Source organism: Pseudoalteromonas ruthenica (genome assembly GCF_008808095.1).
Lineage (GTDB): Bacteria > Pseudomonadota > Gammaproteobacteria > Enterobacterales > Alteromonadaceae > Pseudoalteromonas > Pseudoalteromonas ruthenica.
In genome coordinates, this window is record NZ_CP023396.1 from 2,894,146 (window position 1) to 2,914,478 (window position 20,333).

The window sequence follows — 20,333 nt, forward strand, 5'->3', positions numbered from 1 at the left end:
AGTCTGTATAGGAAATAGCTTTATAGGTATCGGGCTGCATAGCAGCCCCTGTATTGTGGAGTTTGCCCAGACTATGAAAATGAAGTTATCAATCATCAGTGCCGCTATTTTATCGGCCACTTTACTTGCTCAACCTAGTATCTCTCATGCCAAGCTGCCCGTCGCAGTAGATGGACAGCAGTTACCAACGCTTGCACCTATGCTCGAGCGCGTCACTCCTGGCGTAGTGAGTATTCGTGTATCCGGCTCAAAAGAAGTGCGTCGCCGTGTCGACCCATTTGACTTCTTCTTTGGGCGTCCTCAACCTCGTTCACAAAAGCGTCCATTTAGTGGCCTAGGCTCCGGTGTCATCATCGACGCCGATGAAGGCTATGTAGTGACGAATAACCATGTTATCGCCGATGCCGAGGAAATGGTGGTGACCTTAGAGGATGGTCGTGAATTCGAAGCGACGCTCGTGGGCGCTGATAAAGAATCAGATATCGCGCTGTTACAAGTTGATGGCGAAGACCTTACTGAAGTCAAACTCGCTGACTCTGATAAGCTCCGTGTCGGTGACTTTTCTGTCGCTATCGGTAACCCATTTGGTTTAAGCCACACAGTCACCTCAGGTATCGTCAGTGCTCTAGGGCGTAGTGGGCTTAATATCGAAGGCTATGAAGACTTTATTCAGACCGATGCGGCTATCAACCAAGGTAACTCTGGGGGAGCGCTAGTTAACCTCAAAGGTGAACTAATCGGTATTAACACTGCTATTTTAGGTGCTTCCGGTGGTAACGTTGGTATCGGCTTTGCCATCCCCTCTAATATGATGAAAAACTTAGTCGACCAGATTGTTGAGTACGGACAAGTGCGCCGTGGTTCATTGGGTGTTGCTGGGCGCACATTAGATGCAGGCTATGCCGAAGCCTTGGATCTCGATGTTAAACAAGGTGCAATGGTTGAGCGCGTCGTTGAAGACTCGGCTGCCGAGAAAGCAGGCATCAAAGCTGGCGATGTTATCATCAGTGTCAACGGTGACGACATTAAGAGCTTTGCTGAATTAGCCGGCAAAATTGCTACCCTAGGTGAGGGCAAGGAAGTGGAAATCGGTATTTTCCGTGATGATGAAGAAATCGAGTTAGACGTGACCTTAGCCGCAGCCGACAATGTTACAGAGGAAGCCGCCGAAATTCATCGCGCCTTAGCCGGTGCAGAGCTTGAGTCCGGCAAACGTAACGGTATCAAAGGGGTTATTATCAATTCGGTAGACCCCCGTTCCGTTGCTGCCCGACTGGGCTTGGAAGAGGGAGACATTATTACTCAGGTCAACCGTGAGCGGGTAGAAACCGTGCGTGAGCTTGCTAATCTAATCAAAGATATTCAAGGTAATATTGTGCTGGTAGTACGCCGTGGCAATAGCACCTTCTTCGCGCCTATTCAGTAACCCCTGCTGTGCTTTAACAACATTCAACAGCGGCGCCCTTGCCGCTGTTGTCGTTTATGTGCCATCATTGCCTAAGCTTATAAATAAATAATAATTATTATCTCGTGCTGAAAAAGATTAAGTTCGCCTTGCTGCCGCTATTAAGTGGTCTGGGTATCGCCTTTATTATTGTGCTCGCCACTCCGTCTTTGCGTGATGCTTTGCTCCCCATTCTCTCCGCTGATGACTTTACTGGCTCCCATATGAGCTACGCTAAAGCGGTACGCCGCGCCGCGCCCGCAGTGGTCACAGTGTATTCTGAGCGCATCTCGACTCAGCCACGTTACATGCAAAGACAGAACACCGTATCTGAACTCGGCTCAGGCGTACTAATGAGTCCAGACGGCTACATTTTGACTAACTACCATGTCATTAATAATGCTGATTTAGTCGAGGTCATTCTTGCTGACGGACGCCGTTTTAGTGAGGTGCAGTTAGTAGGGTTCGATACCGTTACTGATTTGGCATTATTGAAAGTCGCGGGAGAGAATCTACCAGCTATCCCGGTTGATAACGACTTCAAACCTCAGGTTGGCGATGTGGTCCTGGCTATTGGTAACCCTCTTAACTTAGGGCAAACCATTACTCAGGGGATTATTAGTGCCACCGGAAAGCAACGAGTAACCGACAGCTCCCACAGTAGCCTGCTACAAATGGATGCTGCAATAAATGTCGGTAACTCAGGCGGAGCCTTAGTGAATTCTCATGGCGACTTGGTTGGCATTACCTCAGCACAGTTTAAAACCCGAGCGAACCTCGATATTCAAGGGATCTTCTTTGCTGTTCCCTACTCTCTCGCTAAGGATGTTATGGATAAGCTTATTCGCTATGGTCGAGTTGTGCGTGGCTACATGGGCATGGATGTAACCGCTGTCGATCAGCAAGGTCGGGAAGTCACTAATAACCATATGGCCATCGCCGGTATGCGTATTAATAAAATGGATCCACTCGGTCCGGCGTGGCGAGCTGGTATCAAAGAAGGCGATATTGTCGTCAGCATGGGCGGGCATTCGGTGAGTAATATCCAACAGACTCTGGAGCGCATTGCCAATACCGAACCGGGGACTGAACTTGAGGTGGAACTCTACCGTGATGGTGAGCCGCACACCTTGACGGTCACCGTCGCTGAACTAGAAACCCGGTTATAATCGAACACACCCACATTCCCATCTAAAAAGGCCGCTATCAGCGGCCTTTTTCTATTACCAAGTTAATAGCGAGACTACTCACTCACACGTTTAATATTGGCACCAAGCGCGCTGAGTTTGTCTTCAATATGCTCATAACCACGATCAACATGATAAATGCGGTCAACACGGGTTTCACCACTGGCAATGATTCCGGTTAAGATCAAACTTGCAGAGGCCCGCAAATCTGTCGCCATAACCCGTGCGCCAGTCAATTTAGGACTGTCGCCACAAATTGCGGTATTCCCTTCAAGGCGAATATTAGCTCCCATGCGCTGAAGTTCAGGTACATGCATAAACCGGTTTTCAAAAATAGTTTCGGTAATTGTGGCGCTGCCATTAGCAACCACATTTAGCGCCGTAAACTGCGCTTGCATATCCGTAGGAAACCCTGGGTGAGGTGCGGTTTTAATATTCACAGCTTTGAGCTCACGACCACGCATATCTAGGTAGATGCTGTTGTCGGTCACTTCAACAAGTGCATTCGCCTCGCGCAGTTTTTCAATAACTGGCTCAAGGCTATGATAATCTGTGTTTTTGCATAACACATCGCCTTTTGCCATGGCCGCTGCAACTAGGAATGTTCCGGTTTCTATACGATCCGGTAAAATCGCATGCTCACACCCTTGCAAACGCTCTACGCCTTGCACTTCGATGCGACTGGTCCCTGCTCCGCTGATTTTAGCGCCCATGTTATTCAAGTACTTGGCTAAATCGCTAATCTCCGGCTCACGCGCCGCGTTTTCGAGTACCGTCTTACCTTGTGCTAAGGTTGCCGCCATCAACAGGTTTTCGGTGGCGCCCACACTGACGGTATCCATAAAGATTTCCGCACCTTGCAGCCGACCTTCGACATGGGCGTTAATGTACCCATTTTCAACCTCAATGGTTGCTCCCATACGGCGCATACCTTGAATATGAATATCCACAGGTCGTGCCCCAATGGCACAGCCACCGGGCAGAGAAACTTGAGCTTTGCCAAAGCGCGCAAGTAAGGGGCCTAAGGCCAACACCGATGCGCGCATTTGTTTTACTAAGTCGTAAGGAGCCAGTACCTTATCGACAGAACCACCATCGATCAGTAATTGCTCGTCTTGCCAACGAACTCCTGCGCCTAATTCTTTCAACAGCGCTTCGGTGGTATTGATATCCCGCAGCTTAGGAACATTGCTAAACGTGCTTTGTGAATCAGCCAGCAGCGCTGCGAATAAAATTGGCAATGCTGCATTTTTAGCACCAGAAATGGTGAGCTCACCGCTGAGCGGTGTGCCGCCTTGAATAATAAAATGGTCCATGCTGATTCCTAATTACTGCGGAAGGATAAACTTACGTTCGCGTTGCCATTGCTCTGGCGTAAAAGCGCGAATAGAAACCGCATGAATGGTGCCGTCTGAGATTTTTTCCATCAGTGGTTTATAAACAAGCTGTTGCTTTTTCACTGGTGTGAGCCCATCGAAGCAGTCACCCACGGCAATTACTTGGTAATGGGTCCCTTCTACTTTTACGATTATCTCTTCAAGACCTAGCTCTTGTTTTAATAAAGCTTCTACTTGACTGCTTTGCATCACTCTCACTCAAAAATACTTTCGACCTGTCCCAACTGCATAAGTTTATGCAACTGCTCAGGTATATGGTTTAGTTGTAACTGGCGCCCTTGGCGTTGCAGTTGCGACGATGCCTGAATAAGCCACGCTAAGCCTGCAGTATCGACTCGCGTCACTTCGCTCAAATCGATTTCCACTTGCTCTTGGCCTTGCACAAGCTGCTCACTTAAGCGTTTATCGGCAACGCTGTAGCGAGTTAGCTCACCGGCAATGGCAAAGTGCTGTGGCTTTATTTGTTGCAGCGACAGCTTACTCATCGACACCATCACCTCGAAATTGCACAGGTAACTGGCTTTTCTTATCTAGTAAATCAATCACGTGCTCAATACCTTCTTGGCGCAAAATACCGTGTATTTCGCTTTGCTTGGCATCAAGCAAACTGATGCCTTCGGCGATCATGTCATAAGCACGCCATTGGTTGTCGTTATCCTTACGCACTTTGAAGCCAATATCAATGTCTGGTTTGCCTGGGTCCTTAATGGTGGTCTTTACCACAACCACATTCGCATCACCAACATCGCGAGGCGCAGCAAACTCAACCTTTTGGTTCGTGTACTGCGTAAACACCCCAGCATAGGTGGTTACCAAGTAGTTTTTGAAGACATCAATAAAGCGCTTTATATGGGCTATCGCCTGCTTTTTCTCTTCGGGGTCTTCGATACTGCGCGCTTTTTGAATATAGCTTGCGAGCATACGATAAGACGCATACTTATAGTCGATATAGGGCAACAGCTCTTCTTCGACAATAACCTTTAGGTATTCTTTATCGGCTTGAATTTTCTGTTGATCGCGCTCAACACGTTTAAAGGTGTTATCAGCAACCTGACGCACCATTTTATAAGGTTCACTTAAATCCACCTCTTGTGCCTGTAAGCTAGAAGTGGCGGCCAAGAGTACGGCAGTTAAAACAATGAACAGCTTACGCATAATCATTACTCGCTACTTTGATTAAATAAAAACTGGCCGATAAGCTCTTCTAAAACCAAGGCTGATTTGGTGTCAGTGATCATATCGCCATCCTTGAGCGCTTTCGTTTGTACGCCAAATACGGCATCTATCGAAAGCTCATCCTCGCTTTGTGCCTGCGCCACTTCATTGCCTAAACAACTTTGCTGTGCCGAGTCACTCGCTATGACCGGGGAAATACCCAAATACTGCTCGCCGAGTATGCCCGAGGTTAATATCGATACCGATGTGGCATCGGAAAACTTACACTCATATTGGTTGTCGATGGCCATTTCAACCACAGGAACAAATTCACTGGGGTGCACTTGGATGCCCTCAACACGGCCAACCACAACGCCACCGACTTTAATCGGAGCGCGTGTTTTCAACGATCCTATATTTTCAAACTTAGCCTGCAATGAATAAGTGCCATTACTACCAGCTAATCCCGCATTGGCGACCTTTAAAGCCAGAATTGCCAGCGCCGCCACACCAAGAGTGACAAAGAAGCCGACTAAAATTTCAATTTTTCTCGAATTCATGGTGTTAATCCTTTAGCCGCCAAACATTACGGCGGTCAAAATAAAATCGAAGCCAAGAACGGCTAATGATGAATGCACAACGGTTTCTGTGGTCGCTTTACTGATCCCCTCAGAGGTCGGGATACAGTCATAGCCTTTGTATAGGGCTATCCAGGTTACCAACAAGGCGAAGACAAAGCTTTTAATCAGGCCGTTGAGAACGTCTTTTTCGAACGACACTTGCGCTTGCATAATAGACCAGAAGCTGCCTCTATCTACACCAAGCCAATCTACGCCCACTAAATGTGCGCCGATGATGGCAATAGCAGAGAAGATCAGCGCAAGCAGCGGCATACTAATCATGCCGGCCCAAAAGCGTGGTGAAATGACGCGCTTTAGCGGGTCTACAGCCATCATTTCTAAACTCGTTAACTGCTCGGTGGCTTTCATTAAACCAATTTCGGCGGTTAACGCACTACCAGCGCGACCAGCAAATAACAGCGCCGTCACCACCGGCCCTAGTTCGCGTAATAGGCTCAAAGCAACCAGGGGCCCCAAGCTATCTTCTGCGCCGTAATCAACTAATACGGTATAGCCTTGCAGAGCTAAGACCATGCCAATAAACAGCCCTGACACCAAAATAATAATCAGTGACTGAAAACCCACCATATACAGCTGTCGAATTAATAAGGGCGTGCCTTTGCGCACATTAGGAACACTAATTAAGGCACCCAGCAACATCTGTGTAGCGCGCCCCATCGACGCGAAACGGCTTAGACTTTTATGTCCAAGGCGTTGCCACAAATTAAGCAGCGACTGCATCATGACAACAACTCCTGTTCATAAGGCTCAGCATCAAAGTGAAAAGGCACTGGCCCATCGGACAGCCCTTGCAGAAACTGCTGCACTAAGGGCGATTCATGTTCGCGCATTTGAGCTGGGCTGCCACTGCCAATCACCCCTTTGTCGGCGAGAATAATCACGTGGTCGGCGATACTCAACACCTCTTGTACATCGTGGGTAACAATCAAAGAAGACAACCCCAACACTTCGTTGAGTGATTTAATTAGCCGCACTAACACGCCCATTGAGATGGGGTCTTGTCCGGCGAAAGGCTCATCATACATGATAAACTCAGGGTCTAGGGCTATCGCGCGAGCCAAAGCAGCGCGGCGTGCCATCCCCCCGGACAACTCAGCAGGCATTAAATCTTTTGCGCCACGTAAGCCAACCGCTTGTAGTTTCATTAACACCACCAAGCGAATTAACTCCTCACTGAGTTCAGTGTGCTCTCTAAGAGGAAAGGCGATATTGTCATACACCGACATATCGGTAAACAGCGCACCACTTTGAAACAACATGCTCATTTTTGTTCGCGCTTGATAAAGCGCCGAACGTGACATGCTTGGAATGCTATTGCCTTGAAATAAAATATCGCCCGAATCGGGCTTTAATTGCCCACCAATCAGCCTGAGCAAAGTGGTTTTACCTATACCACTTGGGCCCATAACAGCAGTGATCTTCCCTTTCGGAATGGTAAAGTCCATATTTTGATAGATAACACGCTCTCCGCGCGAGAAGGTAACATCCTTGATTTCTACTATTGGTTGCGACAAGTCGCTCTCCCGCTCATTTCTATCATTAGGCCTCGTATTTTAAAGTTTTTTTACGCTGAGGGAAAAAAGATTCTGTAAATTTTTGTAAGCCCGTTCAAATTCCTGCTCAGTGGAACACCTAAACACACGGTTTTCTTACACAAACACAGCCCAGTTTGTTACTATCTGCGCCAAGGTTTCACTTACATCAATGGCTCACTAATCATGCTCACCTCTTTCGCCATTCTAGTCGCTGGTTTTGTCGCCCTAGCATGGAGTGCGGATCGTTTCGTTTATGGCGCAGCTGCGCTGGCACGCAACTTAGGGGTGCCAGCCCTAATCATCGGTTTGACTGTGGTCGCAATGGGGTCGTCGGCACCAGAGATGATGGTATCAGCTTCTGCGGCACTGGCAGATAAAACCGATACCGCTGTCGGCAACGCTGTTGGTTCAAACATTACCAATATTCTCTTGGTGTTAGGTATTACCGCTTTGCTACGCCCACTTTCAGTGTCCTCCATTACACTAAAGCGCGAAATGCCCATTGTGCTCGTGGTGTCACTGATTGCATGGTATATGTTTACCGATAATTATTTCTCTCAGCTCGAGGGGTGGTTATTGGCGGGCGGTTTTGTCACCTTTATCGTTTTTTTGATTGTTATTTCACGCAATCAAAAAAGTAATGATGACGATCCCTTGGTGAGTGAAGTCTGTGATGAAATACCCAGTGGGGTGAGCACCAAGTCCGCACTGATTTGGTTAATTATCGGGATGGCGATGCTGCCCATCAGTTCGCATTTTATTGTCGACTCAGCAGTGGATATAGCCCAGTATTTTGGCCTTTCTGATTTAGTCATTGGGCTTACCATCATCGCCATTGGCACTAGTTTACCGGAACTCGCTGCTTGTGTGGCTGGGGTGCTGAAAAATGAAGACGACTTAGCACTGGGCAACATTGTCGGCTCGAATCTATTTAATATTCTCGCTGTTCTATCCATCGCCGGTATTTTAAACCCATCGGTTATCGACCCCTCCGCTGCTAACCGTGATGCATTAATTATGATTGCGGCAACGGTAGTACTTATTGCCATGAGTTTGAACTTTCGTGGCGCGCGGCGTATCAACAGAATCGAGGGCGGCTTTTTACTAGTCGCATTTTTTGCCTACCAAGGATATATTTTTAGTCAGTTAGCCTAGAGTAATAGTATGAGCCAAAGCTTTATTGCCACCGCACAACGGGTTTTAGAAATAGAACAAACCGCTTTGCAGGAGTTACATCAGTATTTAGACGCACAATTTATTCAAGCGTGCGAGATGATCATGGCTTGTAGCGGCCGAGTCATCGTTATTGGCATGGGTAAATCAGGACATGTTGGCAATAAAATTGCCGCGACCCTAGCAAGTACCGGCACTCCAGCTTTTTTCGTGCACCCAGGTGAGGCCAGCCATGGTGATTTAGGCATGATCACTGAAAATGACATCGTTATGCTCATTTCTAACTCTGGCGAAACGCACGAAATTGTGAGCATTATTCCAGTAATTAAACGTATTGGCGCGCCCATGATTGCCATGACCGGCAATCCTCAATCAAGTATGGCGACCTTAGCTGATGCCCATATTTGCATTAAAGTATCGCAAGAAGCTTGCCCACTGGGTTTAGCCCCCACCGCAAGCACGACCGCAACCTTGGCAATGGGCGATGCACTCGCTGTTGCTTTATTAGAAGCCAAAGGCTTTACCGCCGATGACTTTGCCCTCTCCCACCCCGGCGGTAGCTTAGGTAAACGTTTATTACTGACCTTGAATGATGTTATGCATAGCGGCGATGACGTGCCACGCAGTCACCAATCACAAAGCATTAAAGAAGCCTTGTTAGAAATCTCAAGCAAAGGCTTAGGAATGACTGCTGTTGTCGATGATAATGAGCGACTGGTAGGGTTATTTACCGATGGCGATTTACGCCGTGTATTGGAGCAGCGAGTGGATATTCACAACACCGCGCTGATTGAGGTAATGACTCCAAACTGCACCACAGCCGATGCTCATATGCTGGCGGCGGAAGCACTGAAAATTATGGAGCAAAAACGCATTAATGGACTCATTGTGACCGATCACGAGCAACGTCCCATTGGCGCGCTGAATACGCAAGACTTATTGCGCGCGGGGGTGATTTAGTGTTGTTTTCAGAATTATACCAAGCCATAGACGAAGGCGCATGGCAACGTGCACAGCGCACTCGATTGTTAATTTGCGATATTGATGGCGTGTTTTCAGATGGCCGTATTTATTTAGGCAATCAAGGCGAGGAATTAAAGGCCTTTAATACCAAAGACGGGTTCGGCATTAAAGCGTTGCTCAATGCGGGTGTTGAAGTTGCTGTTATCACCGGGCGACAATCACAGATAGTACAAACGCGAATGCAAAGCCTGGGTGTCCCCCACATTTATCAAGGTAAAGAGAATAAGCTCGAAGCCTATGCACAGTTAAAACGCACATTAAACCTAAGCGATGAGCAAATAGCCTACATTGGTGATGATGGCCCTGATTTACCGGTGATGGAGCAAGTCGGGTTCGCCGTAGCGGTTAACGACGCTCACCCACTGGTTAAGCGAATAGCCCATTACAGTACCTTGCTACCGGGCGGTTTTGGTGCTGTGCGTGAGCTCACAGATTTGCTGATGCTGGCCCAAGGACATAGCCTGGGAACACAGGGAAGTAGCACATGAACGCAGCGAGAGCGCTCATATCACTGCTATTTATCGTCGCGATGGCGTGGCTTTGGTACCCTTATTTTATGAAGTCGACAGATGATGGTGTCGCTCAGCAAGACCATATTGCCACACCCGACTATATCGCAACTGGGCTAAGTCAGACTAGTTATAACGATCAGGGTGAGTTAAGCCACACCGTTTATGCTGAGGAAATGGAGCTGTATCAAGAGCTCGGGTTTACGCATTTCACCAAGCCGGTATTTACCTTATATGGTGAAACAGAAAATTGGCAGGTAAACGCCGATGAAGCGACTTTATACAACAACAACATTTTGATCTTGGAAAATAACGTCACCGCCACCAACTTAAAAGAAGGGGCGATGATTGAGAAGGTCAGCGCTGAGGCCATTCAAGTTGATATAGATAGCCAGCGCATGGAGTCCGAGCAGACTGTAGTATTAAGTGGCCCGAATATGAAGATCACCGGGCAAGGCTTGAAAGCAGACCTCAATACAGAGATAGTTGAATTAACAGAACATACGCGAACAATATATTATGACCAATAAAATCAGTGCATTAATTACATCCATCGCAATTGGCTTATGCTCTGCCAGCGCTACTGCTGAGCAAATCACCGCCAAGGAAGTGTTAATTGATGCCGACAAACAACAAGCACTGATCAAAGAAAATATCACTATTTTTGATAAGAACGTGCATATTGTTCACGGCAAACGGGAAATAAAAGCTGACCGCCTTGAGGCTCACCGTCGTCCAGAATTGGGTGATAACAAGCAATTGCTCGTAGCCACCGGCTCACCAGCTGTGTACACCGAAGTGATGGAAGATGGCACTGAGATTTCTGCACAGGCGCTGGAAATTCGTTATGACGTCGCCTCTGAGACCCTTAAAATTCAAGGTGATGCTAAGATTGCCATGGCCGACCAGCATATCGTTGCCGAAACCATAAGCTATGATATTGCCAAACAGCTGATCACCGCCGAAAAGGATGAAAACTCCAGCACACGAGTGCGCACAACATTAACACCACAAAGTGACGATACGCCGGAGAAAGAGCAATAATGGCGACTCTTAAAGCACAAAAATTAGCGAAAAGCTATAAAGGCCGGGAGGTCGTCAAAAGTGTGGGCTTAGAAGTACAAGCAGGTAGTATCGTCGGCTTGCTCGGCCCTAATGGAGCCGGTAAGACAACTACTTTTTACATGATAGTTGGCTTGGTACCCAGTGATAAAGGCACCATCAGTATTGATGATGAGGATATCACCTTGATGCCGATGCACTCTCGTGCGCGCTTAGGTATTGGTTATTTACCGCAAGAATCATCTATTTTTCGAAAGCTGACAGTGTTTCAAAATTTGATGGCCATCCTGGAAACCCGCAAGGGCTTAAGCAAAGCAGAGCGTGAAAGCGAGCTTGAGGGCCTACTTGATGAGTTTAATATACAGCACATTCGAGACTCACAAGGAATGGCGTTATCTGGTGGCGAACGTCGCCGGGTAGAAATAGCGCGAGCATTGGCGGCAAACCCCAAGTTTATCTTGTTGGATGAACCTTTTGCTGGTGTCGACCCTATTTCAGTGTTAGATATAAAGAAAATCATAGAGCATCTGCGCAATCGTGGCATTGGTGTATTAATCACCGACCACAACGTGCGAGAGACCCTAGACGTATGTGAAACCGCATACATTGTTTCCCATGGCGAGCTCATTGCTTCTGGTACTCCAGAGCAAGTTCTTGCCGATCAAACGGTTCGCGACGTCTATTTGGGTGAGCAGTTTAGATTATAACGATTAAAGGATTGTTAGAGATACATGAGGCAATCATTACAGCTGCGCCTAGGCCAGCAATTAACAATGACCCCACAATTGCAGCAAGCGATTCGCCTGTTGCAGCTCAGTACTTTGGATCTCCAACAAGAAATTCAAGAGGCGTTGGACGCCAACCCATTACTTGAAGTTGAAGAAGACAATTACGCCGACAATAACGACAACCAAGAGCAAAAAGAGTCGACGTCCGACAACCAAAATAACGATACCGCCGAGACGGCCAGCGCCAGTAAGGATGAAGTTGAAAGTGCTGATGCCATGAACAACGAGTCCATCAGTGAAGACTTGCCCATGGATGTGTCTTGGGATGAGTATATTAGTGCGGCTCCCGTTGCCTCCTCTGGGCCTATGCCAGAAGATGAGTCTATCTACCAAGGCGAAACCACCGAGTCGTTACACGATTATTTAATGTGGCAGCTGCAATTAACACCTTTTAGTGCCACCGACGAGGCCATCGCCACAGCCATTATTGAAGCCATCAATGACAACGGCATTTTAACAGTCAGTTGTGAAGATCTGCTGGAAAGCTTGAATCATGATGAACAAGACGATGGTATCGAGCTCGATGAAATTGAAGCCGTTCTTAAGCGTATCCAACTCTTTGATCCAGTAGGAATTGGTGCGCGTTCTTTACAAGAGTGCTTGTTGATCCAGCTCAAGCAATTTGACCCACAAACCCCTTGGCTTGAAGAGACCAAAGAGGTAGTTTGTAACTATATTGATTTGCTTGGTAGTCGTGACTATCGCACCTTGATGAAAAAGACTAAGCTTAAAGAAGCGCAGTTAAAAGAGGTGATGACACTGATACACAGTTTAAATCCGACTCCTGCAGCCACGATTGTGCGAGAGCAGTCAGAGTATGTGATTCCAGATGTATCGGTGAAGAAAGTTAAAGGCCGCTGGGTGGTTGAATTAAACCCAGATAGTATGCCTAAGATCCGCGTTAACGATCACTATGCATCAATGTCGCGAAGCTGTAAGTCACAAAGTGATAGTCAATTTATTCGCTCGCATTTACAAGAAGCGAAATGGTTTATAAAGAGCTTGGAACAACGCAATGATACGCTACTTAAAGTAACTAATTGCATTGTTCAACAACAACAGGCATTCTTTGAACATGGTGAAGAGGCAATGAAGCCAATGGTGCTTAATGACGTTGCCGAAATGGTGGAAATGCATGAGTCAACGATTTCCCGTGTGACCACCCAAAAGTATATGCATACACCACGGGGTATTTTTGAGCTGAAGTACTTTTTCTCCAGCCATGTTACAACCGAAAACGGAGGTGAATGCTCGTCTACAGCGATTCGAGCATTGATCAAAAAGCTAGTAGCTGCGGAGAATCCTGCTAAACCGTTGAGTGATAGCAAGATTGCCGACGTACTAGCCGAGCAAGGAATTAAAGTGGCTCGGCGCACGATTGCTAAATATCGTGAATCGCTAGCCATTCCACCGTCAAATCAGCGTAAAAGTTTGATATAGACGTTAGACAAGAAGGAAAATGCTTATGCAATTAAATCTTACCGGTCGTCACGTAGAAATCACTGATTCTCTTCGCAACTATGTGAATAGCAAATTTGCAAAATTAGAGCGTCACTTTGACCATATAAATAATGTGCATGTCATTCTTGATATTGAAAAACTAACACAAAAAGCAGAAGCTACTCTTCACGTTAACGGTGGTGAACTGTTCGCAACCGCAGAGCACCAGGATATGTATGCGGCGATCGACGGCTTAATTGATAAGCTCGACCGTCAAGTGATTAAACATAAAGAGAAATTATCTCGTCACTAACATGAACCTAGATTCACTCTTTACCAAGGACTGCAGCAAAGCTGCGGTCCTTTTTAATAGCAAAAAAAGAATGCTGGAGTACCTCTCTCAGGTGGCTCATCAGCACAGTCCTCACCTCAGCGAGCAATCGGTACTTGATGCTTTACTAACCCGCGAAAAGCTGGGCAGTACTGGCATCGGCAAAGGCGTTGCTATTCCACATGGCCGTCTCGATGGTATCGACAGTACGATTGCCATTGTTGTAACCAATCGCGAAGCCATTAACTTTGATGCCATTGATAACCGTCCGGTGGATATCTTTGTCGCACTTTTAGTGCCGGCTAATGAGACTGAACAACACCTGAAGACCTTAGCGACAATTGCTGATAAACTAAAAGACAAACAACTGTGTAAACAACTGCGCTCAGCCAGCAGCGATCAAGAGCTTTATCAATTGATCGCCGACTAATGCGCGCCGTATTAATTCATGGTGTGGTTTAAATGTGCGTCTTGGGGTAAAACAAGGAGTTGTCGGATGGAACTTATCATTGTCAGTGGTCGCTCGGGTTCTGGAAAATCAGTCGCGTTACGGGTGCTCGAAGACCTTGGGTACTATTGCGTAGATAACATCCCAGTTATTTTACTCCCCTCCTTGGTGCGCAGTGTTTCAGCAAATTATGACAAAATTGCCGTCAGTATAGACGTGCGCAATTTGCCCAAAGAACAGCATGAATTTAACGACATTCTCGCTTACCTGCCTGAGTTTGCTAAGCCTTCGCTGTTTTACCTTGATAGTGACGAACAAACGTTGATTAAGCGTTTCTCTGAAACTCGTCGACTACACCCCTTATCCATGCAAAATATGACGTTGGATGTCGCTATTCGTGAAGAGAAGCAGCTTCTTGATGTACTCATCTCCCACGCCGACTTTATTATTGATACAACTGAGCTCAGTGTTCACCAGTTGGCGGAGATGATCCGTGAAAAAGTGCTGGGTAAAAAAGACAAGCAATTACTGATCACTTTTGAGTCTTTTGGGTTTAAACATGGCATTCCAAAAAATGCTGATTATGTGTTTGATGTGCGGTTTCTCCCCAATCCCCATTGGGAACCTGAACTAAAGGCGCTCACAGGGTTAGACCAACCCGTTCAAGATTATCTAGCCAGTCACTCAATCGTGCAAAAGTTCACTTGGCAGATCCAAACTTTTGTTCAAACTTGGTTACCCCACCTAGAGCGTAATAACCGTAGTTATTTAACCATTGCTATTGGCTGCACTGGGGGTCAACACCGCTCAGTGTACCTTGCCCAAACTTTGGGAGAGCGCTTTTTAGATACTTATCCGAACGTGAAAATTCGCCATCGAGAGCAGGAAAAATAGTGATGGTTGAAGGTACTTTTATTATTCAAAACAAGTTAGGCCTACATGCTCGTGCAGCCTCACAATTGGCGCAACTGGCGATGAATTTTGATGCCGAAATAATGTTATATCAAGGTGATAAGAGCGCACAGGCCGACAGTGTCTTGGCTTTACTGCTCCTTGAGAGCGGCAAAGGTAAGGAAGTGCGCGTGCAGTGTGAAGGCCCTGATGCCGACGCCGCGTTGGCAGCTATCGGGGCGCTCATTGCAGAAAAGTTCCACGAACAAGAATAACCCTTAGGCATTTACTTTTGCTATCATTGATTTAGTTAGGTTAAACTAATCAACGGCTTGTAAGCGCTTGCTTGCACGCTATTTCCCACCCCATTTTTTGTATTTAAGGGATGCCTATGCCAGAAGCCTATGAACAAGATTACCCGCTGCAACAACTTCAAGAAGTCACCGAAGCTCTTAATAGCGGCCAGTTTGTTCATGTACGCAGGCTTCTCGCCAAAACTGCGCCCTGTGATACCGCATTATTATTAGAATCATCGCCCCATAAGACACGTTCTAAACTATGGGCGCTCGTCGACCCTGATGTCCAAGGTGATGTACTTGAAGAGCTCTCTGAAGATGTACGCCTGAGCATTATCTCACGCATGGAGCCTGAGCATATCGCCGCAGCGACAGAGGACATGGACGATGATGACTTAGGGGAAGTATTACGAAGCTTACCAGAGCCCGTTTATAAAGACGTTATTGAGGCAATGGATATCCAAGATAGAGACCGTGCAACTACGGCTCTGTCTTACCAAGAGCGCTCAGCTGGGGCGCTGATGAATACCGATACAGTGACTATCCGTCCCGATGTCTCTGTTGATGTGGTGCTGCGCTACTTACGCCTCAAAGGCGAGTTACCTGAAGGCACTGATGAGCTCTACGTAGTCGATAAAAATAACTGCTTTTTAGGCTCAATGCCATTGAGCTCTTTGCTAACCACCATGCCAGATGCCATCGTGCGCGACATCATGGATGAAGAGTGTGAATCTATTCCAATCACCATGGATGAGTCTGAAGTGGCGCAGCTGTTCGAGCGCCACAACTGGATTTCGGCCCCTGTGGTCGACGATCAGGCGCACTTACTTGGGCGTATTACCATTGATGATATCGTCGATGTTATCCGTGAAGACGCTGAACACAGTTTACTGAGCTTAGCCGGTCTAGATGATGAAGAAGATACCTTTGCACCGGTATTTAAAAGTACTCAGCGGCGCTCCGTTTGGCTTGGAGTAAATTTATTGACCGCGATGCTGGCCGCATTTGTGGCGAGCTTTTTCGAAACCACCTTGGGTATCTTGCCATTTTTAGCCGTGCTCAATGGTATTGTGCCGTCAATGGGGGGCGTGGCCGGCTCGCAAACGCTGACCTTGGTTATTCGAGGCCTCGCACTTGGCCATATTAACGCCACCAACCAGAAATTTATACTGACCAAAGAGCTCGCCATCGGTGCCTTGAATGGGGTGCTGTGGGCTTTGCTTATCGGTAGCGCCATCGCGCTTTGGAAATGGGATTTAACAATCGGTTTAGTGATCGCCTTTGCGATGTTTATGAACCTCCTCGCTGCGGGTATTGCTGGTGCGGTTATTCCCTTAATTCTGAAGAGAATGAATATCGACCCGGCGCTCGCCGGTAATGTAGTGCTGACCACAGTTACCGACATCGTAGGTATCTTCGCATTCCTTGGAACCGCGACTTGGTTCCTTATTTAACGCCGCCCAATAATGTAGATAGCGTGAATAAGGCCAGGGAAGTAGCCCAATAGGGTTAGTAAAATATTAAGCCAAAAGTGCATTCCTAAGCCCACCTGCAAAAATACACCTAGTGGGGGAATAAGAATTGAGAAAATGATTCTAATAATGTCCATGATTGCTCCGCTAATTAAGCCTGCTTGTAGATAAAGGAAAGCCCAGCAACGCTGGGCCTTCTACCGAGAACTTACAACTAATTATTCAGCCATTACTCGCAGTTCATCGTTTACTTCACGAACATCTTCTGTGTTTTCAGCGATTTTAATCGCAAGGTCACGCTCGGCTTCGCTATCAACATTGCCTTTAAGCGTAACGACACCTTGGTCGGTATCAACATCAATGTCAGTGCCAGCGACTTCTGAATCAAACAGTAGACGAGTAGTGATTACCGTCGAGATCTTAGCGTCGGTTAAATCGCTGCCAGTATCTCCTGCATCATCATTGTGGCTCATACCTTCTTCGTTGTTCATAACCGTTAGCTGGTTTTCTACATCGTTTACACCATCTAGGCTAACTACCAGCTCTTCGGCCAACTCTTTATCGACCTCGCTGTCTACTTTACCTGTGAGCATAACCTTGCCATTTTTCACATCAGTGTTGATGTCAAAGTTGTTCAGGTTGCCATTCAGTAGCAGCACAGTTTCAGCTTTACCATCAATCCATGCATCTTTACTCTCGTTCTGCCAATCATTTGCTTGGGCAGTGAAGGCAGTAGAACCAAGTACAGCTGCAGCTACGATTGTCTTAGTGAACGTTTTCATAATGTCGTCTCCTTACTATTGCTTGTGACGCTTTAAGTGTTGCGAATCCCTTGCCAACTTTGTTTTATAAGTAAAATCAATAACATAAGGAGTTTGTTCAGCAAGCATTTAGGTACAACCTTACCTAAGTTACACACCTCAGTGAAAAAATTTCCGAAAAGCGAACAATCAAGAGATTTACGTTCATTTAGTGTTTATTTTGCAACTTTTAGCAGCATTTAAGTCTATAGGTCGTTATTTCTCTGTGCTGGAATATCCGATCCGTATTCAACAAACTCCACTTCAAAACCTGCTGGGTCTTTAAAATACACGTTGCGACGATAAGGATTTTCAGGGCCCACTTTATCAACTTCGAAGCCCGCGTCTTGGAGTCGTTGAATGACGCCATCAAGATCTTCTGTGACATAAGCAAAGTGTGCTAAACCAACTTGATGGCCGCTGAGATCACGGTTGTCACCAATGCCATTGTCACTAAAAGCAAGGTAGTGGTAATCATCGCCAAAATGCACCCAAGTACGCGGCTTCCCCGACCATAACCCCTCGCCTTGACTGCGCACCCGCCAATGTGGAAAAGCGGCACGATAAAAGTTGAGGGCTTGGTTGATGTCATTCACGACTAGGTTTACATGCTCTAAATACATAACGTTCTCCCGAAGATGATTTATTATTTCAGGGACTAAGGTATTTCCTCAACTTAAGTTGAGGTAAAGCACTTTTTTAGCATTTATTTAAAAAAGCCTAGAGAGGGGCTCTAGGCTTTATCGTGTTACTTGAGCTACTGCCCCGCAACTTGCATTTGTTCTATTAACACCGAACCGGTTAACACCCCGCCGCGAGGGTCGACATCACCGCCAATGCCAGCAACGCCTTTAAACATCGAGCTAAGGTTGCCAGCAATGGTAATCTCACTAACAGGATATTGGATCTCACCATTTTCAACCCAAAACCCGGCCGCCCCGCGCGAGTAATCGCCGGTGACAGTATTGACGCCTTGACCCATCAACTCGGTCACTAGCAGCCCTTTACCCATTTGTTTAAGCAAAGCGTGCAAATCATCATGGGTTTGCTGTACCAACCAGTTATGAATACCGCCGGCGTGGCCTGTGGCGGTCATACCCATTTTGCGAGCGGCATAACTGGCTAATAAATAGGTCTGCAGTTCACCACCGTGAATAATCTCACGATCTTGCGTTTTAACGCCCTCCGCATCAAAGGGTGAAGAAGCAAAGCCTTTGGCTAGATGCGGACGCTCACTAATATTAACAATATCACTGAAAACTTGGGTATTAAGGCTATCGAGCAAGAAGCTCGACTTACGATAAAGCGCACCGCCGCCAATGGCCGACACTAAATGCCCAAACAGGGAATTAGCCACATCGGCGCGAAAGATCACCGGCACCTTCATGGTTCCTAGTTTTTGGCTATTAAGCCGTGCAAGCGTTTCTTGCGCCGCTTCCAGGCCGACGTCTTTCGCCGCTTTTAAGCCTGCTTGCTCACGCGATACGGTATAGGCAGCATCGCGCTGCATCTGCTCACCTTGTTGGCCAATGACCATAGTGCTGATGCTATGGCGAGTGCGGGGGTAGCCTGCCAACATACCGTGACTGTTACCGTACACACGCAGCCCTTGGTGGCTACTAAAGCTGGCACCATCAGAGTTGACGATGCGTTCATCAAGGTTCAACGCCGCCTGCTCTGCCTCTTGGCAAATTTCAATGCCCTGCTCTGGGGTCACCTGCCACGGGTGGTACAAGTCTAAATCCGGCGGGCTTTGCTCTAATAACTCAGCATCAGCAAGGCCATTACATGGGTCTTCTGAAGTGTACTTGGCGATTTCAATGGCTTTTTCCACCACCGAACGCAGCGCACTGGGGCTTAAATCTGTGGTTGATGCTGAGCCTTTTTTATTACCTACATAAATGCTCACACCCAAACCACCGTCTTGGTTAAACTCGATGGTTTCTACCTCACCGAGACGAGTGCCTACAGAGAGTCCAGAAGTACGTGACATAGCGGCTTCCGCAGCCGTTGCACCGAGCTTCTTAGCTTGGGCAAGCACCTCGCTTACGGCCTCTTTGACTTCATCGATTTGGCTATAAATCGCTGCCGATTCATTTTCTTGCATAATGGCTTTCACAGTTGGTGAATATTGATCTAAGCGTACCACAAAGCATCTGCGCATTTTAGTGATATAATGGCTGCAAAGAGCATTAATCGAGCATGTTATGGCTAAGAGCAAACAACCTGAAGAAGAGATTATTTACGTTTCCAAAAGCGAGCTAAAACGCGATGCCATGGAGTTTCATGAGCTGGGTGTAGAAATCGCCAACCTCTCAAAAAAAGCACGTGAAAAACTACCATTGAGTAACGAGCTTGTGGAGGCGATGAACTTAGCCGACCGCCTGAAAGAGAAAAAAGACGCCTATCGTCGCCATCTCAATTACATCGCCAAAACCTTGCGCGGCACCGATAATGTCGAAGACATTCATCAAGCTATGGCCATTATCACCAATAAGAACAATCAAAAAGATGTGGTGATAAACCAAATAGAGCAAACTCGAGATGAGCTAATCGCTGAAGGTGATAGCCGCTTAAATCCTCTGCTTGAGCAATATCCGCAGCTTGACCGCCAGCGCATGCGACAAATTATTCGCCAAGCAGGCAAAGAGGTAAAGCAAGAGAAACCCGGAAAGTCTCACAAAGAGCTATTTCAAATCCTCAAAGAGTTAATGCTCTAGCAGAGTCTCGGTTACCAGCTT

Annotated in this window: 26 protein-coding genes; 15 read left to right on the forward strand and 11 right to left on the reverse strand. The window is 46.9% G+C overall.

The window, feature by feature from the left end; genetic code table 11:
- Window positions 1-73 precede the first annotated feature (73 nt).
- Both PRUTH_RS13590 and PRUTH_RS13595 read left to right on the forward strand, forming a co-directional pair.
- Window positions 74-1,426, forward strand: a complete 1,353-nt coding sequence (locus PRUTH_RS13590; protein ID WP_022945566.1) for a DegQ family serine endoprotease — start codon at window positions 74-76, stop codon at window positions 1,424-1,426.
- A 104-nt stretch (window positions 1,427-1,530) separates the two neighbouring features.
- Complete coding sequence (locus PRUTH_RS13595) at window positions 1,531-2,613, forward strand: trypsin-like peptidase domain-containing protein (RefSeq protein WP_151173506.1); 1,083 nt, start codon at window positions 1,531-1,533, stop codon at window positions 2,611-2,613.
- A 74-nt stretch (window positions 2,614-2,687) separates the two neighbouring features.
- Here PRUTH_RS13595 and murA read toward each other — a convergent pair whose 3' ends face one another.
- Genes murA through PRUTH_RS13630 form a run of 7 tightly spaced genes read right to left on the reverse strand, consistent with a single transcriptional unit; the run spans window position 2,688 to window position 7,338 of the window.
- Entirely contained in the window at window positions 2,688-3,947 is a 1,260-nt protein-coding gene (gene murA / locus PRUTH_RS13600) for a UDP-N-acetylglucosamine 1-carboxyvinyltransferase (protein ID WP_053909874.1), read from the reverse strand.
- Between the two features lie 12 nt (window positions 3,948-3,959).
- Window positions 3,960-4,217: a BolA family protein gene (locus PRUTH_RS13605; protein WP_026111196.1), complete on the reverse strand. Its 258-nt coding sequence runs from the start codon at window positions 4,215-4,217 to the stop codon at window positions 3,960-3,962.
- A 5-nt stretch (window positions 4,218-4,222) separates the two neighbouring features.
- Window positions 4,223-4,513, reverse strand: a complete 291-nt coding sequence (locus PRUTH_RS13610) for an STAS domain-containing protein (protein ID WP_022945562.1) — start codon at window positions 4,511-4,513, stop codon at window positions 4,223-4,225.
- Window positions 4,506-5,183, reverse strand: coding sequence for an MlaC/ttg2D family ABC transporter substrate-binding protein (locus PRUTH_RS13615; RefSeq protein WP_151173507.1), 678 nt, complete (start codon window positions 5,181-5,183; stop codon window positions 4,506-4,508). Before PRUTH_RS13615 ends, PRUTH_RS13610 begins: the two co-directional genes overlap by 8 nt.
- Window positions 5,184-5,188: 5 nt before the next feature.
- Window positions 5,189-5,743 (reverse strand): outer membrane lipid asymmetry maintenance protein MlaD, encoded by a 555-nt coding sequence (gene mlaD, locus PRUTH_RS13620; RefSeq protein ID WP_022945560.1) that lies wholly within the window; start codon window positions 5,741-5,743, stop codon window positions 5,189-5,191.
- A gap of 12 nt (window positions 5,744-5,755) precedes the next feature.
- The gene (mlaE, locus tag PRUTH_RS13625; RefSeq protein WP_026111194.1) at window positions 5,756-6,535 is read right to left on the reverse strand and encodes a lipid asymmetry maintenance ABC transporter permease subunit MlaE; all 780 of its coding nucleotides are present in this window, start codon (window positions 6,533-6,535) and stop codon (window positions 5,756-5,758) included.
- 8 nt (window positions 6,536-6,543) lie between these two features.
- Window positions 6,544-7,338 carry an ATP-binding cassette domain-containing protein gene (locus tag PRUTH_RS13630; RefSeq protein ID WP_081604435.1) on the reverse strand — a complete coding sequence of 265 codons (795 nt, stop codon included), beginning with the start codon at window positions 7,336-7,338 and terminating at the stop codon, window positions 6,544-6,546.
- Between the two features lie 204 nt (window positions 7,339-7,542).
- On the opposite strand from PRUTH_RS13630, the gene PRUTH_RS13635 reads away from it, so the two are divergent.
- From PRUTH_RS13635 to mgtE, 12 genes are all read left to right on the forward strand, one after another.
- A complete protein-coding gene (locus PRUTH_RS13635) occupies window positions 7,543-8,514 on the forward strand; it encodes a calcium/sodium antiporter (protein WP_151173508.1) in 972 nt (323 codons plus the stop codon).
- 9 nt (window positions 8,515-8,523) lie between these two features.
- Entirely contained in the window at window positions 8,524-9,492 is a 969-nt protein-coding gene (locus PRUTH_RS13640) for a KpsF/GutQ family sugar-phosphate isomerase (RefSeq protein ID WP_022945556.1), read from the forward strand.
- Window positions 9,492-10,043, forward strand: coding sequence for a 3-deoxy-manno-octulosonate-8-phosphatase KdsC (gene kdsC, locus PRUTH_RS13645; RefSeq protein WP_022945555.1), 552 nt, complete (start codon window positions 9,492-9,494; stop codon window positions 10,041-10,043). The genes PRUTH_RS13640 and kdsC overlap by 1 nt, the downstream gene beginning before the upstream one ends.
- Entirely contained in the window at window positions 10,040-10,594 is a 555-nt protein-coding gene (gene lptC / locus PRUTH_RS13650; protein ID WP_138548647.1) for an LPS export ABC transporter periplasmic protein LptC, read from the forward strand. The genes kdsC and lptC overlap by 4 nt, the downstream gene beginning before the upstream one ends.
- Window positions 10,584-11,108 (forward strand): lipopolysaccharide transport periplasmic protein LptA, encoded by a 525-nt coding sequence (gene lptA, locus PRUTH_RS13655; RefSeq protein WP_022945553.1) that lies wholly within the window; start codon window positions 10,584-10,586, stop codon window positions 11,106-11,108. Before lptC ends, lptA begins: the two co-directional genes overlap by 11 nt.
- On the forward strand, window positions 11,108-11,833 hold the full coding sequence (lptB, locus tag PRUTH_RS13660) for an LPS export ABC transporter ATP-binding protein (protein WP_022945552.1): 726 nt from the start codon (window positions 11,108-11,110) through the stop codon (window positions 11,831-11,833). Before lptA ends, lptB begins: the two co-directional genes overlap by 1 nt.
- Window positions 11,834-11,857: 24 nt before the next feature.
- A complete protein-coding gene (locus PRUTH_RS13665) occupies window positions 11,858-13,354 on the forward strand; it encodes an RNA polymerase factor sigma-54 (protein ID WP_022945551.1) in 1,497 nt (498 codons plus the stop codon).
- A 25-nt stretch (window positions 13,355-13,379) separates the two neighbouring features.
- On the forward strand, window positions 13,380-13,667 hold the full coding sequence (gene hpf, locus PRUTH_RS13670; protein WP_022945550.1) for a ribosome hibernation promoting factor: 288 nt from the start codon (window positions 13,380-13,382) through the stop codon (window positions 13,665-13,667).
- A gap of 1 nt (window position 13,668) precedes the next feature.
- On the forward strand, window positions 13,669-14,115 hold the full coding sequence (gene ptsN, locus PRUTH_RS13675) for a PTS IIA-like nitrogen regulatory protein PtsN (RefSeq protein WP_022945549.1): 447 nt from the start codon (window positions 13,669-13,671) through the stop codon (window positions 14,113-14,115).
- 66 nt (window positions 14,116-14,181) lie between these two features.
- Window positions 14,182-15,027, forward strand: a complete 846-nt coding sequence (gene rapZ / locus PRUTH_RS13680; protein WP_022945548.1) for an RNase adapter RapZ — start codon at window positions 14,182-14,184, stop codon at window positions 15,025-15,027.
- Window positions 15,027-15,299 carry an HPr family phosphocarrier protein gene (locus PRUTH_RS13685; RefSeq protein ID WP_053909878.1) on the forward strand — a complete coding sequence of 91 codons (273 nt, stop codon included), beginning with the start codon at window positions 15,027-15,029 and terminating at the stop codon, window positions 15,297-15,299. The genes rapZ and PRUTH_RS13685 overlap by 1 nt, the downstream gene beginning before the upstream one ends.
- 116 nt (window positions 15,300-15,415) lie before the next feature.
- On the forward strand, window positions 15,416-16,774 hold the full coding sequence (gene mgtE / locus PRUTH_RS13690) for a magnesium transporter (protein WP_022945546.1): 1,359 nt from the start codon (window positions 15,416-15,418) through the stop codon (window positions 16,772-16,774).
- On the opposite strand, the gene PRUTH_RS13695 is transcribed toward mgtE, so the two are convergent.
- From PRUTH_RS13695 to pmbA, 4 genes are all read right to left on the reverse strand, one after another.
- Complete coding sequence (locus PRUTH_RS13695; protein ID WP_022945545.1) at window positions 16,771-16,929, reverse strand: YqaE/Pmp3 family membrane protein; 159 nt, start codon at window positions 16,927-16,929, stop codon at window positions 16,771-16,773. The genes mgtE and PRUTH_RS13695 overlap by 4 nt on opposite strands.
- 81 nt (window positions 16,930-17,010) lie before the next feature.
- Window positions 17,011-17,574: a BON domain-containing protein gene (locus tag PRUTH_RS13700; RefSeq protein ID WP_045979157.1), complete on the reverse strand. Its 564-nt coding sequence runs from the start codon at window positions 17,572-17,574 to the stop codon at window positions 17,011-17,013.
- A gap of 224 nt (window positions 17,575-17,798) precedes the next feature.
- Window positions 17,799-18,215: a VOC family protein gene (locus tag PRUTH_RS13705; protein ID WP_022945543.1), complete on the reverse strand. Its 417-nt coding sequence runs from the start codon at window positions 18,213-18,215 to the stop codon at window positions 17,799-17,801.
- Between the two features lie 134 nt (window positions 18,216-18,349).
- Complete coding sequence (gene pmbA / locus PRUTH_RS13710; RefSeq protein WP_053909988.1) at window positions 18,350-19,699, reverse strand: metalloprotease PmbA; 1,350 nt, start codon at window positions 19,697-19,699, stop codon at window positions 18,350-18,352.
- A 100-nt stretch (window positions 19,700-19,799) separates the two neighbouring features.
- Here pmbA and yjgA point away from each other — a divergent pair, with 100 nt between their 5' ends.
- Window positions 19,800-20,312, forward strand: a complete 513-nt coding sequence (yjgA, locus tag PRUTH_RS13715; protein ID WP_151173509.1) for a ribosome biogenesis factor YjgA — start codon at window positions 19,800-19,802, stop codon at window positions 20,310-20,312.
- Window positions 20,313-20,333 lie beyond the last annotated feature (21 nt).

Coding starts and splice junctions, on each gene's coding strand:
- PRUTH_RS13635 (WP_151173508.1), top strand. CDS start 7,543: ATGCTCACCTCTTTCGCCATTCTAGTCGCTGGTTTTGTCGCCCTAGCA.
- hpf (WP_022945550.1), top strand. CDS start 13,380: ATGCAATTAAATCTTACCGGTCGTCACGTAGAAATCACTGATTCTCTT.
- mlaD (WP_022945560.1), bottom strand. CDS start 5,743: ATGAATTCGAGAAAAATTGAAATTTTAGTCGGCTTCTTTGTCACTCTT.
- lptC (WP_138548647.1), top strand. CDS start 10,040: ATGAACGCAGCGAGAGCGCTCATATCACTGCTATTTATCGTCGCGATG.
- PRUTH_RS13590 (WP_022945566.1), top strand. CDS start 74: ATGAAAATGAAGTTATCAATCATCAGTGCCGCTATTTTATCGGCCACT.
- lptA (WP_022945553.1), top strand. CDS start 10,584: ATGACCAATAAAATCAGTGCATTAATTACATCCATCGCAATTGGCTTA.
- PRUTH_RS13665 (WP_022945551.1), top strand. CDS start 11,858: ATGAGGCAATCATTACAGCTGCGCCTAGGCCAGCAATTAACAATGACC.
- pmbA (WP_053909988.1), bottom strand. CDS start 19,699: ATGCAAGAAAATGAATCGGCAGCGATTTATAGCCAAATCGATGAAGTC.
- rapZ (WP_022945548.1), top strand. CDS start 14,182: ATGGAACTTATCATTGTCAGTGGTCGCTCGGGTTCTGGAAAATCAGTC.
- murA (WP_053909874.1), bottom strand. CDS start 3,947: ATGGACCATTTTATTATTCAAGGCGGCACACCGCTCAGCGGTGAGCTC.
- mgtE (WP_022945546.1), top strand. CDS start 15,416: ATGCCAGAAGCCTATGAACAAGATTACCCGCTGCAACAACTTCAAGAA.
- PRUTH_RS13700 (WP_045979157.1), bottom strand. CDS start 17,574: ATGAAAACGTTCACTAAGACAATCGTAGCTGCAGCTGTACTTGGTTCT.
- PRUTH_RS13615 (WP_151173507.1), bottom strand. CDS start 5,183: ATGCGTAAGCTGTTCATTGTTTTAACTGCCGTACTCTTGGCCGCCACT.
- ptsN (WP_022945549.1), top strand. CDS start 13,669: ATGAACCTAGATTCACTCTTTACCAAGGACTGCAGCAAAGCTGCGGTC.
- yjgA (WP_151173509.1), top strand. CDS start 19,800: ATGGCTAAGAGCAAACAACCTGAAGAAGAGATTATTTACGTTTCCAAA.
- PRUTH_RS13605 (WP_026111196.1), bottom strand. CDS start 4,217: ATGCAAAGCAGTCAAGTAGAAGCTTTATTAAAACAAGAGCTAGGTCTT.
- PRUTH_RS13610 (WP_022945562.1), bottom strand. CDS start 4,513: ATGAGTAAGCTGTCGCTGCAACAAATAAAGCCACAGCACTTTGCCATT.
- PRUTH_RS13705 (WP_022945543.1), bottom strand. CDS start 18,215: ATGTATTTAGAGCATGTAAACCTAGTCGTGAATGACATCAACCAAGCC.
- PRUTH_RS13695 (WP_022945545.1), bottom strand. CDS start 16,929: ATGGACATTATTAGAATCATTTTCTCAATTCTTATTCCCCCACTAGGT.
- lptB (WP_022945552.1), top strand. CDS start 11,108: ATGGCGACTCTTAAAGCACAAAAATTAGCGAAAAGCTATAAAGGCCGG.
- PRUTH_RS13640 (WP_022945556.1), top strand. CDS start 8,524: ATGAGCCAAAGCTTTATTGCCACCGCACAACGGGTTTTAGAAATAGAA.